This window comes from Amycolatopsis sp. lyj-346 (assembly GCF_046548975.1).
GTDB lineage: Bacteria > Actinomycetota > Actinomycetes > Mycobacteriales > Pseudonocardiaceae > Amycolatopsis.
This window is the reverse complement of record NZ_JAJPWT010000006.1, coordinates 298,935-313,851: the sequence shown is the minus strand read 5'-3', so window position 1 is coordinate 313,851 and position 14,917 is coordinate 298,935. Positions and strand designations below refer to the sequence as shown.

Sequence of the window (14,917 nt, the reverse complement as noted above, 5' to 3'; positions counted from 1 at the left end):
GAGGTCGCGGGGTCCCGCGGCTCAGTCGCCGACAGCCGTGCGCGGCCCGTCGAGCAGCCGCGGGTCGACCCGCGGCGGCCAGGCGCCCGCCGTGTACAGCCCCGCGGCGTGGGCCCTGGCGACCAGTGCCGTCCGGTTGGGCACGGCGAACCGCCGGACCAGCGCGCCGACGTGGTATTCCACGCCCTGCCGGCTCAGGTGGGCGCTCCGGGCCAGCTCCGCCGTCGGCACGCCCGCGGCGAGCCCCTCCAGGACCAGGGCTTCCACCGGCGTCAGCAGCGGCTGCCGCGCCGGGTGCGGCCGCACCGCATCGCGGCGGATCGCGACGACGATCCGCCGCGATCCCGCGAGCGCCAGCGCGGTCAGCTCGGCGGGCACCACCGTCCCGGACGGGCCGAGGAGCACCACCCGTTCGGTCGCTTCGTGCCGGGCGCCGGTCGCGAGGGCGGTCAGGGCGCAGCGCGGCCCTTCGGCGAAGTCCGGGTGCAGGAAGTCGACGATCCTCCGGTGCCGCAGCTCGAACGCGGAGGCACCGAACAGCGCACCGAACCCGTCTTCGGCCGTCAGCACGCGAAAGTTCCCGTCGACGCACGCGACGTGCCAGCTCCTCGGTTCCCGTTCGCCCATGTCACCCACCCCGTAGTGCTCGGATGCCCTCATCCCTCGGATGCCCCTCATCCAACTAGCCGGGCCGGTCACCGGGGTACCCGCGATCCGCGCGACCGGCGGTGCCACAACGCGGAACCTCAGTCCTCGCGGGCGTGCGGCACCACCCGCGGCGGCCACTGCTCCGGCCGCAGCACTCCGGCGGCGTAGGCCATCGACACGAGCGCGGCCCGGTTCGGTGCGCCCAGTTTCCGCAGCATCGCGCCGATGCGGTAGTCGACTGCCTGGCGGCTCAGGTACAGCCGCATCGCGAGGTGGATCGCCGGCTCTCCCGCCGCCAGTCCCTCCAGGATCTGCGCGTCGAGGGCGGCGAGCCGCACCGGGGTGGTGGCCGCCACGGGCGGCACCGGGCGCACCAGCACCACCAGGCACGCGTCACCGTCGTCGTCGATGAGCCGGCCCGTCACGTCGGCGAGGAACGGGCTGGGGCCCAGCCCCACCAGGCGCTCGTCGAACCGGTCCGCGACGGCCAGCGCGCCCCGGACCGTGCTCTCCAGCGCCGGCAGGAACCAGCCGCAGAACGCCGTGCCGATCGCGTCGTCCGGGGTGGTGCCGAACAGGTCCGCGAAGGCCTCGTTCACCCTCCGGATCACCAGGTCCCGGCCGAGCTCGGCCATCCCGGTCCCCGGCTCCGCGAGGTCCGGGAGCCGCCGCTCGCTCCGGCGCAGTGCCACCTCGCTCATGCTGACCACCGTTCCGTCACCCGTGGCTCCACCGAGGTGCGGAGCCGGTCCGCCCACGCTAGGCACGAGACCAGCCCGCGGCGAAGACTCTTCGGGTTCGGCCGGAACCGGCGTCCGGCAAATGCGGAACAGGGTCACCGGACGAGCCCGCCGTCGACGTGCAGGACCGAGCCGGTGATGTACGCCGCCCGTCCGGAGACCAGGAACCCCACGAGGTCCGCGACCTCCTCCGGCGCGCCGAACCGCCCCAGCGGGACGTCGGCCAGCGCCCGCTCCCGGGTCCGCTCGTCGAGCACCGCGACCATGTCGGTGTCGATGAACCCGGGCGCCACCGCGTTGACGCGCACGCCGTACCGCCCGACCTCCTTCGCGAGGGCTTTGCAGAAACCGATCGTGCCTGCCTTGGACGCGCTGTAGTTGGTCTGCCCCGCGCTGCCGTGCACCCCGGCGATCGAGCTGACCGCGACCACGGTGCCCGCCTTGCGCTTCATCATCCCGAACACGACCGAGCGGCAGACGTGGTAGACGCCGCCGAGGTTGGTGCCGAGCACGGCTTCCCAGTCCTCGTCGGTCATCCGGACCAGCGGCCGGTCCCGGGTGATGCCCGCGGACGTCACCGCGGCCGCGACCGGGCCGAGCTCCCGCTCGGTGCGCGCGATCCAGGCGCGCACCCCTTCGGCGTCGCCGACGTCGACCCGCTCGGCCAGCACGCGCACGCCCAGCTCGGCGAGCTCCTTCTCCGCTTCCCGCGCGGCGTCTTCGTCGGCGCGGTAGCAGAAGCTGACGTCGAAGCCGTCGCGGGCCAGGCGCCGGACGACCGCCCGGCCGATGCCCCGCGAACCGCCGCTGACCAGGGCCACCCCGCTCACCGCGCGCTCCCCAGCCGCAGCAGCGCGCACGCCACCGCCCCGTCCCGGTCGGCCGAGCCGACGACCGCCAGCTCGCCCGGTTCCCCGGTCGCGAGCACCTCCGCCACCTGGAACATCGCCGTCGCGGCCCCGGTGTCGCCGATCAGCTCGGCCAGCGGGTCGAACTGCCCCGGAACGCCGGACCACGACCCGAACCCGACCTCTCCGGCCGCCACCCCGGCCGCGGCGAGCACACTGTCCACACAGGACTCCTTGGCCGCCTTGACCTCGCCCGGGCGGGCGACCCGTGACCGCACGGCGAGCACCTCGGCCAGCACCGGCCGCCGTCCGGGTGGCTCGACGCGCAGCATCACACAGCCTTCGCCGAGCACCCCGCCGGCCCCGCTGTGGGCCTCGATCCAGGACCGGGCGTCGGAGTACTCCTCGACGGCGCCGGTGAGCACGCTCGACGCGCGTCCGGTCCGCAGCAGGCGGACCGCGTAGGCCAGCGCCGAAAGACCGGCCACCCGCCCGCCGGCCAGCGTCACGTTGGGCCCGGTCAGGCCGTGCCGGATCGCGCAACGGCCGGCGGCGGCGTTCATGATCGAGTTGGGCATCTGCCCCGGGTCGACGAAGTACGGCTTGGCCTCCACGAAGGACGGCCGGGTGAAGTCCATCGTGGACTGCAGGCTGCCCATCGTGCCGAGCACGAGCCCGGTGCGGTCGCCGCGTTCGGCGGGCCGCTCGGCGGTCAGCCCGCCGACGGCCCACACGGCGAGCCCGGTGAGCCGGTCCATGGACCGGGTGCCCTTGCGGCCCAGCAGCTCCCGGACGTCGAAGCCGGGCACCACGGCCGCCTTGTGCGCGGCGCCGGCGGTCAGCGGGGCCGCCACCCCGGCCCGCAGGCCGTCCACGAAGGATTCCGCGGTGACACCGAACGGCGAAACCGCCGTCCAGGCCGTGATCACCGGGTTCACCGGAGCCCCGCCTCGTCGAACCGGCCGAGGACGACCACGGCGTTGTTGCCGCCGAAGGCCAGCCCGTTGTTCTGCACGATCCGCAGGTCGGCCTCGACCGCCCGGTTGGGCACGCAGTCGATGGCGCAGTCCGGGTCGGTTTCGCGGTGGTTGATGGTCGGCGGGATGAACCGGTGCGTGATGCCCAGCCCGCAGGCGATCGCGGCCAGCGCGCTCGCCGCCCCCATCGTGTGGCCGAGCATCGACTTGAACGACACCGTCGGCGGCGGCCGGTCCCCGTAGACGTCGCGGATCGCCGCCGTCTCGGTGACGTCGTTGGCCGGCGTGCCGGTGCCGTGCGCGGAGATCAGGTCCACCTCGTCCGGTGCCACGCCGGCGTCGCGCAACGCCAGTTCGATGCACTCCTTGATGCTCGCCCGGTCCGGCGCGACCGGGTGACTGGCGTCGCAGTTGAGCGCGTACCCGAGCACCTCGGCGTAGACCGGGGCGCCGCGGCGCAGCGCGGACTCCGCGGTCTCGAGCACGATCACCCCGGCGCCTTCCCCGGTGAGGATGCCCTTGCGCTCGGAGTCGAACGGGCGGCAGCAGTCGGGCGCGACCGTGCCGAGCCGGGTGAACCCGGCGAACGTCTTGCGGCACATGGCGTCCGCGCCGCCGCACAGGGCGAATTCGGCTTCGCCCGCCCGGACGGCGTCGAAGCCGGCGCCGATCGCGTAGTTGCCCGCCGAGCAGGCGGTGGCCACCGTGATCGCCTCCACGTCGGACAGGGCGAGGTCGTGCGCGATCCCGGCGGACAGGCGGGTCGCGGCCGAGCGCCGGGCGCGCACCGGGTCCATCGCCGCCGGGCCGTGGGCCAGCTCGGTCTCCACCAGCCGGTCGAGGTCGTGGGCTTCCCCGTCGGTGGTGCCGACGCAGATCATCCCGCGCCGGTCGCGCAGCCGGTCTTCGGTCAGGCCGGCGTCCTGCACGGCCATCCGGGACGCGGCGATCGCGAACCGGCTCGCCCGGCCGAGTTCCGCCGGGTCGAGCCGGTGGATCCACGGCCGCGGGTCGAAGCCCGCGACCTCGCAGCCCATCGTGTGCTCGAAGCCGCCGGTGTCGAACACGCTGATCGGCCGGGCGCCGCTGCGGCCCGCGCGCAGCGCGCCGGCGAACTCGGCGCGGCCGATGCCGATGCTCGACACCACGCCCAGCCCGGTCACCACCACTCGGCGGTCCATCAGAGGGCTTCCGCCTCGGTGACGACGCGGTAGACGCCGTCGAGGGTGAGCATGGTCTTCAGCTGCGACTCCGCGATCTGCACGCGGTAGCGCTTCTCGCACTGCGCGACCAGCTCGATCAGCGACAGCGAGTCGACGCCGTGGTCTTCGACGAACGAGCTCGTGCCGCTGACCTCCTCCGGCTCGAGTTCGAGCACGTCGCACACCAGGTCGCGCAGCTCGTCGTAGAGTTCGACCCGCACCTCGGTCATCGCGCGATCTCCTGTTCACCCATGGCGCGGACGAGGCTCGCCGGCCGCATGTCGGTCCAGTGCTCTTCGACGTGGGCCAGCGCGGCCTCGCGGCTCGCGTCGCGCAGGACCACGGTCCAGCCCGCGGGCACCTCGGCGAAGGCGGGCCACAGGGAGTGCTGCTGCTCGTCGTTGACCAGCACCAGGAAGGTGCCGTCGGCGTCGTCGAAGGGGTTGCTCATCGCTGCTCCTCTCGGGAATCGTGCACGGAGTCAAGCAGCTCCGCGTCGAGAATTTCGCCAATCCGCTTCAGGGGTCCGGGCTTGGTCAGGTCGGCGTGCGCGGCTTCGACCGCGTGGACGTCGACGGTGGTGGCGTGCGGGCCCCAGACCGCGGCCGGGTCGTCGGCGGCGTCCGCCGCGGCGAAGTGCAGCAGCCGCCCGGCGAAGTGACCGGGAACGAACTTCCGGGACAGCTCGTCGTTGTTGCGCCACACCGCGACCAGCCGCCGCAGGTGGTCTTCGCCGAAGTCCGGCGGCAGCCCGGAACCCGCGACGAGCGCGGCCACCTCCGCCGCGGTCAGGTCGCGGCCGTCCGGGGTGACGCCGACCGCGTCCAAAATGGCCGCATGGATCGCCTGCTCCCCCACCGCTTCGTCGTCGAGGGCGCGCGGCCGGCTGTCCAGGCTCGCCAGGAGGGCGACTTCTTCGCCCGCCTCCTGCAGCAGCACGGCGATCCGGTGGGCGACCAGCCCGCCGAACGACCAGCCCAGCAGGTGGTAGGGCCCGGACGGCTGGAGCTCGCGGATCCGGCCGAGGTAGTCGGCCGCCATCTCTTCGAGGGAGGCCGGCAACGGCTCGTCTTCGGCGAGGCCGCGGGCCTGGAGGCCGTAGAGCGGCCGCCGGGGGTCGAGGTGCGCCACCAGGCCGACGTAGGACCAGCTCAGCGCACCCACCGGGTGCACGCAGAACAGCGGCGGCCGGTCACCGCCGGTCCGCAGCGGCAGCACCGGGTCGAACGCGCTGCCGCGGATCCCGGCCTGGTCGAGCCGCTCGGCCAGCCCGGCGGGGGTGGGCCGTTCGAACAGGGCACGGACGCCGAGGTCGGTACCCAGTGCCGCGCGGATGCGGCCGACCAGCCGGGTCGCGGTGAGCGAATGCCCGCCGAGGTGGAAGAAGTCGTCGTCCGCGCCCACCGACGGCAGTTCCAGCACTTCGGCGAACAACGCGCACAACGCGCGTTCCCGCTCGGTGCGGGGTTCCCGGCCGCCGCCCGGCACGTCCGGCGCGGGCAACGCGGCCCGGTCCAGCTTCCCGGCGGCGGTCACCGGGAACCCCTCGAGCGCGACGAAGGCCGACGGCACCATGTACCGCGGCAGCCGTTCGCCCGCGTACGCCCGCAGGGCATCGGTGCCGGCTTCCCCGACGACGTAGGCGACGAGCCGGTAGTCGCCCGCGGCGAGCGGGCGCGCGAGCACGGCCACCTCCGAGACGCCGTCGTGGCCCCGCAGCACGGCCTCGATCTCGCCCGGCTCGACGCGCACGCCGCGCACCTTGACCTGGTGGTCGGTGCGGCCGAGGTACTCGACCTCACCGTGGTGGTTCCAGCGGGCGCGGTCGCCGGTGCGGTACATCCGGCTCCCCGGTACTCCGAACGGGTTCGCGACGAACCGCTCCGCCGAGAGCCCCGGTTTGCCCTGGTAGCCGCGGGCCAGCTGCACGCCCGCGAGGTACAGCTCGCCCGCCACCCCCGGTGGCACCGGCCGCAGCCACCGGTCCAGCACGTGGACCTGCGTGTTCCACAGTGGACGTCCGATGGGGACGGTCGCGGCCGGGCCCGGAGGCGACGTCCACGCGGTGACCTCGATCGCGGCTTCGGTCGGCCCGTAGAGGTTGTGCAGCTCGACGTCCATGCTCGCGTGGAGCCGGTCGCGCAGGGCCGGCGTCAAGGCCTCGCCGCTGCAGAACACGCGGCGCAGCCCGGTCAGGCCGGCGGCCTCGGGCAGGAACTCCCGCAGCATCGAGGGGACGAAGTGGACGTCGGTGACGCCGTGGCGGCGGATGACGTCGGCCAGGTACCGCGGGTCGCGGTGGCCGTCGGGCCGGGCGAGGACGAGCGTCCCGCCGGAGATCAGCGGCCAGAAGAACTCCCACAGCGCCACGTCGAACCCGCACGAAGTCTTCTGCAGCACGCGGTCCGGCCGGCCGAAGGTGTCCCGCATCCAGAGCAGGCGGTTGGCCAGTGCCGCGTGCGAGACGACCACGCCCTTCGGTTTGCCCGTCGACCCCGACGTGTACATGACGTACGCCGCGCTGTCCCCCGACACCGGGCCGGGGAAGCCCGCCTCGCCGTCGAGCCGGACGTCGTCGAGCACGAACACCGGCCGGGCGTCCTCCATGAGGTGGGCGACGCGCTCGGCCGGGTGGTCCGGGTCGATCGGCAGGAACGCCGCGCCGGTGCGCAGGACGGCCAGGAGCGCGACGACCAGGTCCACCGACCGCGGCAGCGCGATCGCCACCACGGATTCCGGCCCGGCGCCCCGGCTCGCCAGCGCGGCCGCGAGCCGGTCCACCCGGACGTTCAGCTCCCGGTAGGTGACTTCGCCGTCCTCGTCGATCGCGGCGATCGCGCCGGGTGTGGCGACGGTCTGGGCGCGGACCAGCTCCGGCACGGTCACCGGCGGCGTCGGGTGCGCGGTGGCGTTCCACTCGCGCACGACCCGGTCGCGTTCGGCGGGGTCCGTCAGCTCCAGGTCGCCGACCGGGCGGGCCGGGTCGGCGACGGCGGCCCGCAGCACCCGGACCAGCCAGCCGGTGATCCGCTCGGCGGTGCCGCGGTCGAACAGGTCGGTGCTGTACTCCAGCGAACCCGCCAGCCCGGCCGGGACGCCGCTTTCGTACTGCTCGGCGTAGTCGAAGAGCAGGTCGAACTTCGCGGTGCCGGTGTCCACGGTCTCGACGACCGCGGTCTCGACCACCGCGGCGGGCCCCGCGGGCTCCTCGCCGTCGGCCGGCAGGTTCCGGGCCACGAGCATGACCTGGAACAGCGGGTTCCGCGCCAGGGACCGGACCGGGTTGAGCGCGTCGACGACCAGCTCGAACGGCACGTCCTGGTGGGCGAACGCGGCCAGGTCGGTGTCCCGCACCCGCCGGAGCAGGTCGGCGAAGGACACTTCGCCCGAGACGTCGGTGCGCAGGACCAGGGTGTTGACGAAGAAGCCGACCAGGTCTTCCAGCGCGCGGTCGGCGCGGCCGGCGACCGCCGTGCCGATCGGGATGTCCGGGCCCGCCCCGAGCTTGGCCAGCGTCACGGCGAGGGCGGCCTGCACGGCCATGAAGACGGTCGTCCCGGTGCGGCGGGCCAGCTCGGCCAGCTCGCGGTGCGTCCCGGCGTCCAGCACCAGCGGCACGCGGTCGCCGCGCCGCGACAGCGCGGGCGGGCGGGGCCGGTCGAACGGCAGCGCCAGCTCGTCCGGCGCGCCGTCCAGTGCCTGCCGCCAGAAGGCGAGCTGGGCGCTGGCCACACTGTCCGGATCGGACACTTCGCCCAGCACTTCGCGTTGCCACACGGCGAAATCGGCGTACTGCACCGGCAGCTCGGCCCAGCTCGGTGCCGTTCCGGCGGCCCGTGCGCGGTAGGCCGTGGTGAGGTCGGCCGCGAGCGGGCCGAACGACCACGCGTCCCCGGCGATGTGGTGCAGCACCAGCACCAGGACGGACTCGTCCCCGCCCGTGGCGAACAGCCGGGCGCGCAGCGGCAGGTCGGCGGCGAGGTCGAACTCCGCGGCGGCGAACTCGTCGATCGCGAGCGCCCCGGTCGTGTCGAACCGCAGCCGGGCCAGTGCTTCCGGCGGATCGAGGACGTGCTGGTACGGGGCGCCGTCGTGCACGGGGAAGACCGTGCGCAGGCTCTCGTGGCGCACGACGACGTCGGCGAGCGCGGCCCGCACCGCGGCCGCGTCGACGTCTCCGGTCAGCCGCACCACGGTCGGGATGTGGTAGGCCGAGCCGCCTTCGCCGAGCTGCCCGAGGAACCACAGCCGCTGCTGCGCGAACGACAGCGGGATCCGCGCGGGCCGCTCCACCGCCCGCAGGGCCGGGCGGGCCGGCGCGGCCGCAGTCCCGATCACGCGGGCGAGCCCGGCGGCGGTCGGGGCCTCGAACACGGCCGAGACCGGCAGGTCGGCGCCGAACACCGCACGCACCCGGCCGACCAGCCGCGTGGCCAGCAGGGAATGCCCGCCGAGGTCGAAGAAGCTGTCGTGGACCCCGATCCCGGGCTGCCCGAGGACGTCGGCGAAGAGCCCGCAGAGGATCTCCTCGCGGGGGGTCTTCGGCTCGCCGCCGTCCCGCGCGGCCACCGGCCACGCCGGCTCGGGCAGCGCGCGCCGGGCGATCTTGCCGTTCCCGTCGACCGGCAGCGCCGGGAGCGGGACCAGGACCGCGGGCACCAGCGCGGCGGGGAGCCTGCTCGCCAAGGCCGTCCGGGCCGCGGCCGGGTCGAAGCCGGCGGCCGGCACCACGTACCCGGCCAGCGACGGCTGGCCCGCGGGATCGGGCCGCACCGCGGCGACGGCGTCGCGCACGCCGTCCAGCGCCTGCAGCGCGGCCTCGACCTCGCCGAGCTCGATGCGCACGCCGCGCACCTTGACCTGGTCGTCGACCCGGCCGAGGTACTCCAGCTCGCCGTCGCGGTTCCAGCGGACCCGGTCACCGGTACGGTACATCCGCGAGCCGGGCTCGCCGAACGGGTTCGCGAGGAACCGTTCGGCGGTGCCGCCGGGCCGGCCGGCGTACCCGCGCGCGACACCCGCGCCGCCGGCGTAGAGCTCACCGGCGACGCCCGGCGGCACGGGCCGCAGGTCCGGCCCCAGCACGTAGAGCCGGGTGTTGCGCACGGGCCGCCCGATCGGGACGACGTCGCCGTGGCCGAGGAACGCGTGCGTGACGTCGTCCGAGCACTCGGTCGGGCCGTAGGCGTTGACCAGGCCGATGTCCGGGAACCGGGCGAGCCACCGGTCGCGCAGGCCGGGCGGGAACGCCTCGCCGGTGACCACCAGCCACCGCAGATCCGCCAGCTCGACGCGCGGGTCCCAGTCGTCGAGGGCCGTGCGCAGCAGCGACGGGACCACCTCGACGACGGACACGCCGTCGGCGTCGGCGACGTCGAACAACCGCCGCGGATCCGCGCGCAGGTCGGCGCCGACGACCCGCACCACCCCGCCGGCCAGCAGCGGCGCGAACATCTGCCACACCGAGATGTCGAAGGTCAGCGGGGCGTTCTGCAGCACGCTGCCGTCCGCGGTCAAGCCGAGGTCCTCGATCTTGGCGAGCAGGTGGTTGACCAGTCCGCCGTCGCAGACCACCACGCCCTTGGGCCGTCCGGTCGAGCCCGACGTGAACAACACGTACGCGGCGTCGTCGGCGCGACGCGGCACCGGCGGGAAGTCCGCCGCGGTCCCGCGCCCGGCGACCACGCGCAGGCCGGGCACGGCCGCGGCGATCTCGGCCGCCCGCGCGTCCGAGGTGGGGGCCAGCAGCCAGCCCGCTCCCGCGTCAGCGAGCATCCCGGCGATCCGCTCGATCGGCGCCGCCGGGTCCACCGGCACGTACGCGCCGCCCGCGGCCCAGACCCCGAGCACCGAACCGGTGAACTCGCGGCCGGCGTCGCCGAGGATCCCGACGACCGCGCCCCGCCCGGGCAGGCTCGCGGCCACGCCCGAGGCGTACGCCCACAGCTCGCGGTAGGTCCAGGTGCCGTCGTCGTCGGCCACCGCCTCCGCGTCGGGTGTCGTGCGCGCGAAGGCCCGCACCCGGGTGGGCACGTCGGCGAACCCGTCGTCGCGGGCGGTGTCGTTCCAGGTGGTCAGGACCCGGTGCCGCTCGGCCGGGTCGAGCACGGTGAACGCGCTGAGCGGGCGGTCCGGGGCCGCGGCCAGCTCGCCGAGCAGCCGCACGAGCCGTCGCGCGATCGCCCGGGCGGTGTCCGGGTCGAACAGGTCGGCCGCGGCCTCGAGGAAGGCCCGGATGCCCGCGGGGGCGCCGTCTCCGGCGTGCTGCTCCCGCATGATGAACATCAGGTCGTAGTCCATCGCCTCGAGGGCCTGCTGCTCGAACCCGGCGTCCAGGCCGGCGAACTCGAACCGGGCCTCGTCGAGGTTCTCGAACTCGAGCATCACCTGGAACAGCGGGTGCCGCGCCGGCGAGCGCACCGGGTTGAGCGCGTCGACGACCCGCTGGAACGGCACGTCCTGGTGGCCGAACGCGGCCAGGTCGGTGCGCCGGACGCGGGCCAGCAGCTCGCGGAACGTCGGGTCGCCGCCGAGGTCGGTGCGCAGGACGAGCACGTTGACGAAGTTGCCGACGACGTCGTCCAGTGCTTCGTCGGTGCGGCCGGCGACGGCGGTGCCGAGCGGGATGTCCGTGCCCGCGCCGAGTTTGCCCAGCAGCACGGCGAGCGCGGCCTGCACGACCATGAACGCCGTGGTGCCGGTCTGCCGCCCGACGGCGGTGACCGCGGCGTGGATCGCCGCGTCGACCTCGAAGTCGAAGCCGTGCCCGCGGTAGGACGGCGTCGCGGGGCGCGGCCGGTCGGCGGGCAGCGCCAGCTCCTCCGGCAACCCGGCCAGCGCGGACTGCCAATAGGCCAGCTGCCGCGCGATCCCGCTGTCCGGATCGGACTGCTCGCCGAGGACCGATCGCTGCCACCACGCGTAATCGGCGTACTGCACCGCCAGCGGTGTCCACTGTGGAGCGTTACCGGCGAGGCGGGCGTGGTAGGCGGCGGCGAAGTCGCGGGCCAGCGGGACGAGCGACCAGCCGTCCACCGCGATCTGGTGCAGCACCAGGACGAACACGTGCTCGTCGGGTGCTTCGGCGAACAACACCGCCCGCAGCGGCAGTTCGGTGGCGGTGTCGAAGCGCTTGGGCACCGACGCGAGGTCCCCGGACGCGCGGACGTCCAAGCGGGCCAGTTCGCGGGCTTCCGCCGGGTCCAGGATCCGCTGCCGCGGTTCGCCGTCGACGACCGGGTAGAGCGTGCGCAGGGACTCGTGCCGCTCGACGACGTCGCCCAGCGCGGCGGCGAACGCCTCGACGTCGAGCTCGCCGCGCAGCCGGATCGCCAGCGGCGGCATCTCGAGGGACGCCGACGGCCCGGCGATCCGGTCCAGGAACCAGAACCGCTCCTGGACCGACGACAGCGGCAGGTCCCGGCCGGAGCGGGGCATCGCCGTCAGCGCGGGCCGGGCCGGGCCCCCGTCGAGCCGTCCGCCGAGCCGTCCGGCGAGTTCCGCGACGGTCGGGGCCTCGAAGACGGCCCGGACGCCCAGGTCGGCCCCGAGCACCGAGCGGATCCGCCCGGCCAGCCGGGTGGCGAGCACCGAGTGCCCGCCGAGGTGGAAGAAGTCGTCCCCGGGGCCGACCGACGGCACCTTGAGCACCTCCGCGACCAGCCCGCAGAGGATCTCCTCGAGCGCGGTCCGCGCGCGGCGGGTGGGCCGGCCCGGGAAGTCCGGCGCGGGCAGCGCCCGGCGGTCCACCTTGCCGTTCGGGGTGAGCGGGAACGCGTCGAGGACGACGAACGCCGACGGCACGCAGTGCTCGGGCAGCCGGGCGGCCACCCGCGCGCGCAGCTCGGCCGGGTCCGCCGCGCCGGTCAGGTAGGCGACCAGCCGCCGGTCGCCGTCGTCGTCGCGGGCGAGCACGACCACGCCGGTGACGCCGTCGTGGCCGGCGAGCACGGCTTCGATCTCGCCGGGTTCGATGCGGAAGCCGCGGATCTTCACCTGGTCGTCGGCGCGGCCGCGGAACTCCAGCTGCCCGGCTCGCCACCGGGCCCGGTCACCCGTGCGGTACATCCGCGTCCCGGGCGGGCCGAAGGGATCGGCGACGAACCGCTCGGCGGTGCGGCCGGGGCGGCGCAGGTAGCCGCGGGCGACCTGCACGCCCGCGAGGTACAGCTCGCCGGTGACGCCGGGCGGCACCGGCCGCAGTGCGGCGTCGAGGACGTAGGCGTCGGTGTTCGCGATCGGCCGTCCGATCGGCGGCGCGTCGTCCTGCGGGCCGTCGACGCGGAAGCCGGTGGCGTTGATCGCGGTTTCGGTGGGGCCGTAGAAGTTGACGACCCCGCGGGTCGCCGCGCGCAGCCGGTTCGCCAGCTCGGCGCCGACCGCCTCGCCGCCGACGATCGCCCGGACCCCGGCGAGCGCGGCGGCGTCCTCTTCGAGCACGTAGTGCCACAGCGCGGGCCCGGCGTCCATCAGCGTGATCCGGGCCGTGCGGATCAGCCGGGTCAGCGCGACCGGGTCCCGGACGGTGTCGCGGCCGGCGACGACCAGGGTGGCCCCGGCGGTGAGCGGCGCGAACAGCTCTTCGAGCGAGATGTCGAACGTCGGCGCCGCCACGGCCAGCACCCGGTCCCCCGGCGCGTGCCCGCAGGTGCGGACGACGTCGGCGATCGCGTTGGCCAGCGCGCGCACCGGCACCACGACCCCTTTGGGCCTGCCGGTCGAGCCGGACGTCGTGATCACGTACGCCGGGTGCTCCGGCAGCACGGTCCGCGGCGGGTCGGTGTCCGGCCGGTCCCCCGCTTCGACGTCACGCAGCACGACGACCGGTCCGGCGCCGTCGATCAGCTCGGCGACGCGGTCCGCGGGGTACCCGGGGTCCACCGGGAAGTAGGCCGCGCCGGCCTTGGCCACCGCGAGCGCGGCGACGACGAGGTCGGCCGAGCGCGGCAGCACGACGGCGACCACCGTCTCCGGCCCGGCCCCGGCGGCGATCAGCCGGTGCGCCAGCCGGTTGGCCCGCGCGGTCAGCTCCCGGTAGGTCAGCGTGGCGCCGTCGTGCTCGACCGCGACGGCGTCCGGCCTGCGCGCGGCCTGGGCCTCGACCAGGTCCACCACCGGCGGGCCCGGCTCGTGCCGCGGCCCGCGGCCGTCGGCCAGGACGGCGTCCCGCCGGGCCGGGGACATCGGCGCGAGCCGGGCCAGTGCCCGGTCCGGCTCGGCGACCACGGCGCGCAGCAGGTCGAGGAGCCGGTCCGCGATCCGGCGCGCGAGGTCGGCGTCGAGGACGTCGGCGCGGTGTTCCAGGCGCAGCCGCAGGCACCGGCCGGGCACCACGGTGAGGCTCAGCGCGTAGTGGGTGGCGTCCCGGGCTTCGGCGGCGCTCACGCGCAGCCCGGCGATCTCGCCGTCGAGGTCTTCGGAGGCCAGGGGGTAGCTCTCGAAGACGAAGGCCGCGTCGAACAGCTCGCCGAGCCCGGCCAGCTGCTGGACCTCCCAGAGCGCGAGGTGCTGGTGCGGCAGGAGGTCGAGCTGCTCGCGCTGCAGCCGGGCCAGTGCGCCGGAGAGGGTGGCGGCGGGATCGAGGCGGACGCGGACGGGCAGGGTGTTGATGAACAGCCCGACCAGGTCTTCGACGCCCTCGACCTCCGGCGGCCGTCCCGCGCTGACCGCCCCGAACACGACGTCGGAGCGGCCGGTGAGCTCGCCGAGCGCGATGGCCCAGCAGCCCTGCAGGACGGTGTTGAGCGTGAGAGCGTTGCTCCGCGCCCACGCGGAGACGTCCGTGGTCAGCTGCTCCGGCACGTCGACGATCAGCGCCTCGGGCAGCTTCGGCTCCCGGAGCTGCCCGGATCCGGCGACGAAAGTGGGCTCGGCGAGGCCGTCGAGGGCGGTGCGCCACGCCTGCTCGGCCGCGGGACGGTCCTGCTCGCGCAGCCACTTCAGGTAGGCGCGGTGGTCCGGCACCGGCGGGACGAGCTGGCCGGCGTAGAGGGCGAAGAGGTCTCGCAGGATCAGCGGCATCGACCAGCCGTCGGTGAGGACGTGGTGGTTGGTCGAGACGAACCGGTACCGCCGGTCGGCCAGGCGGATCAGCAGGAACCGCAGCAGCGGCGGGTTCTCGACGTCGAACGGCCGGCCGCGCTCGTCGTCGACGACGGCCTCCGCTTCGCCTTCCCGGCCGCGAAGGTCGATCTCGCGCCACGGAAGCCGCGCGCGGGCCGGGACGACCTGCACGGGCGCACCGGAGCGACGGCGACGGAAGCAGGCGCGCAGCGGGGCGTGCCGGTCGAGCAGCGCCTGCCCGGCGGCGCGGAGGGCACCGGGATCGAGGTCGCCTTCGAGGTCGACGACGAGCTGGACGTGGTAGACGTCGGCCCCGCCCAGCGCGGCGTGGTAGAGGAGGCCCTCCTGCAACGGGGTGAGCGGGAGGATGTCCTGCAGTCCGTCGGTCGTCACAGCGATCCCTTCCCCGCGTCGCCCGGCGCGCCGCGCCGGGAAAGCCC

The 14,917-nt window shown here is 75.1% G+C and carries 8 protein-coding genes; all 8 read right to left on the bottom strand.

All coding sequences use genetic code 11. The features are described 5' to 3' along the window. Nucleotides 1-21: 21 nt before the first annotated feature. A complete protein-coding gene (locus tag ACLJQE_RS21295) occupies nucleotides 22-627 on the bottom strand; it encodes a helix-turn-helix transcriptional regulator (RefSeq protein WP_410641050.1) in 606 nt (201 codons plus the stop codon). 119 nt (nucleotides 628-746) lie between these two features. Continuing rightward, a complete protein-coding gene (locus ACLJQE_RS21290) occupies nucleotides 747-1,349 on the bottom strand; it encodes a LuxR C-terminal-related transcriptional regulator (protein WP_410641049.1) in 603 nt (200 codons plus the stop codon). 134 nt (nucleotides 1,350-1,483) lie between these two features. Next, entirely contained in the window at nucleotides 1,484-2,218 is a 735-nt protein-coding gene (gene fabG, locus ACLJQE_RS21285; protein WP_410641048.1) for a 3-oxoacyl-[acyl-carrier-protein] reductase, read from the bottom strand. After that, the gene (locus ACLJQE_RS21280; protein WP_410641047.1) at nucleotides 2,215-3,174 is read right to left on the bottom strand and encodes a beta-ketoacyl synthase N-terminal-like domain-containing protein; all 960 of its coding nucleotides are present in this window, start codon (nucleotides 3,172-3,174) and stop codon (nucleotides 2,215-2,217) included. The genes fabG and ACLJQE_RS21280 overlap by 4 nt, the downstream gene beginning before the upstream one ends. Continuing rightward, nucleotides 3,171-4,394: a beta-ketoacyl-[acyl-carrier-protein] synthase family protein gene (locus ACLJQE_RS21275; RefSeq protein ID WP_410641046.1), complete on the bottom strand. Its 1,224-nt coding sequence runs from the start codon at nucleotides 4,392-4,394 to the stop codon at nucleotides 3,171-3,173. Before ACLJQE_RS21275 ends, ACLJQE_RS21280 begins: the two co-directional genes overlap by 4 nt. Further along, nucleotides 4,394-4,645 carry an acyl carrier protein gene (locus tag ACLJQE_RS21270; protein ID WP_410641045.1) on the bottom strand — a complete coding sequence of 84 codons (252 nt, stop codon included), beginning with the start codon at nucleotides 4,643-4,645 and terminating at the stop codon, nucleotides 4,394-4,396. Before ACLJQE_RS21270 ends, ACLJQE_RS21275 begins: the two co-directional genes overlap by 1 nt. Beyond that, a complete protein-coding gene (locus tag ACLJQE_RS21265) occupies nucleotides 4,642-4,866 on the bottom strand; it encodes an MbtH family protein (protein WP_410641044.1) in 225 nt (74 codons plus the stop codon). Before ACLJQE_RS21265 ends, ACLJQE_RS21270 begins: the two co-directional genes overlap by 4 nt. Continuing rightward, on the bottom strand, nucleotides 4,863-14,870 hold the full coding sequence (locus ACLJQE_RS21260; protein WP_410641043.1) for an amino acid adenylation domain-containing protein: 10,008 nt from the start codon (nucleotides 14,868-14,870) through the stop codon (nucleotides 4,863-4,865). The genes ACLJQE_RS21265 and ACLJQE_RS21260 overlap by 4 nt, the downstream gene beginning before the upstream one ends. Between the last annotated feature and the right edge of the window lie 47 nt (nucleotides 14,871-14,917).

Excerpts from the sequence above, each read along its gene's own strand:
- ACLJQE_RS21295 (WP_410641050.1), bottom strand. The coding sequence starts at position 627 with ATGGGCGAACGGGAACCGAGGAGCTGGCACGTCGCGTGCGTCGACGGG.
- ACLJQE_RS21270 (WP_410641045.1), bottom strand. The coding sequence starts at position 4,645 with ATGACCGAGGTGCGGGTCGAACTCTACGACGAGCTGCGCGACCTGGTG.
- ACLJQE_RS21290 (WP_410641049.1), bottom strand. The coding sequence starts at position 1,349 with ATGAGCGAGGTGGCACTGCGCCGGAGCGAGCGGCGGCTCCCGGACCTC.
- ACLJQE_RS21275 (WP_410641046.1), bottom strand. The coding sequence starts at position 4,394 with ATGGACCGCCGAGTGGTGGTGACCGGGCTGGGCGTGGTGTCGAGCATC.
- ACLJQE_RS21265 (WP_410641044.1), bottom strand. The coding sequence starts at position 4,866 with ATGAGCAACCCCTTCGACGACGCCGACGGCACCTTCCTGGTGCTGGTC.